Annotated in this window: 1 rRNA gene; it reads left to right on the forward strand. The window is 51.2% G+C overall.

Annotated elements, in window-relative coordinates:
* Window positions 1–1,718, forward strand: a 23S ribosomal RNA gene (locus tag D6V41_RS18030); the annotation flags it as partial.
* Window positions 1,719–1,787: the final 69 nt, after the last annotated feature.

Raw genomic sequence — 1,787 nt, forward strand, 5'->3', positions numbered from 1 at the left:
TAGGGGAGCGTTGTGTAAGTGGATGAAGGTGTGTTGAGAAGCATGCTGGACATATCACAAGTGCGAATGCTGACATGAGTAACGATAATGGGGGTGAAAAACCCCCACGCCGGAAGACCAAGGTTTCCTGTCCCATGCTAATCAGGGCAGGGTAAGTCGGCCCCTAAGGCGAGGCAGAAATGCGTAGTCGATGGGAAACGGGTTAATATTCCCGTACTTGTATAGTCAGTGAAGGAGGGACGGAGAAGGTTATGCTAGCATGGCGTTGGTAGTCCATGTGAAAGCGCGTAGGGTGTTGGTTTAGGTAAATCCGGACTGACATTAAGCCTGAGACGTGAGACGAGACTCTACGGAGTTGAAGTAGCAAATACCCGGCTTCCAGGAAAAGCTTCTAAACTTATGACTATATGAACCGTACCCCAAACCGACACAGGTGGTCAGGTAGAGAATACTAAGGCGCTTGAGAGAACTCGGGTGAAGGAACTCGGCAAAATAGTACCGTAACTTCGGGAGAAGGTACGCCCTTGTCTGTGATGGGCTTTACGCCTTAAGCGGATGAGGGTCGCAGTGACCAGGTGGCTGGGACTGTTTATTAAAAACACAGCACTGTGCTAAATCGAAAGATGACGTATACGGTGTGACACCTGCCCGGTGCCGGAAGGTTAATTGATGGGGTTAGACGTATGTCGAAGCTCTTGATCGAAGCCCCGGTAAACGGCGGCCGTAACTATAACGGTCCTAAGGTAGCGAAATTCCTTGTCGGGTAAGTTCCGACCTGCACGAATGGTGTAACCATGGCCACGCTGTCTCCACCCGAGACTCAGTGAAATTGAACTTGCTGTGAAGATGCAGTGTACCCGCACCTAGACGGAAAGACCCCGTGAACCTTTACTACAGCTTGGCACTGAACATTGACCCTACATGTGTAGGATAGGTGGGAGGCTATGAAGCGTTGTCGCCAGATGACGTGGAGCTGCCCTTGAAATACCACCCTTGTATGTTTGATGTTCTAACTTTGACTCCTAATCGGGGTTAAGGACAGTGTCTGGTGGGTAGTTTGACTGGGGCGGTCTCCTCCCAAAGCGTAACGGAGGAGCACGAAGGTTGGCTAATCCTGGTCGGACATCAGGAGGTTAGTGCAATGGCATAAGCCAGCTTAACTGCGAGACAGACACGTCGAGCAGGTACGAAAGTAGGTCATAGTGATCCGGTGGTTCTGAATGGAAGGGCCATCGCTCAACGGATAAAAGGTACTCCGGGGATAACAGGCTGATACCGCCCAAGAGTTCATATCGACGGCGGTGTTTGGCACCTCGATGTCGGCTCATCACATCCTGGGGCTGAAGTCGGTCCCAAGGGTATGGCTGTTCGCCATTTAAAGTGGTACGCGAGCTGGGTTTAGAACGTCGTGAGACAGTTCGGTCCCTATCTGGTGTGGGCGTTGGATGATTGATGGGAGCTGCTCCTAGTACGAGAGGACCGGAGTGGACGAACCGCTGGTGTTTGGGTTGTGATGCCAATTGCATTGCCCAGTAGCTACGTTCGGAACGGATAACCGCTGAAAGCATCTAAGCGGGAAGCCGGCCCAGAGATGAGTCATCCCTAGCGATTTAATCGCTTTGAAGGGTTGTTGAAGACGACGACGTTGATAGGCAGGGTGTGGAAGCGTTGTAAGGCGTTAAGCTAACCTGTACTAATTGCCCGTAAGGCTTAACCATACAACACCTAAATGGCTTAGGCCAAGGTGCTTGTACAAGACGATTGTTAATGGTCGATAGAGTAGTGAC

The organism is Ningiella ruwaisensis (genome assembly GCF_004798935.1).
GTDB lineage: Bacteria > Pseudomonadota > Gammaproteobacteria > Enterobacterales > Alteromonadaceae > Glaciecola > Glaciecola ruwaisensis.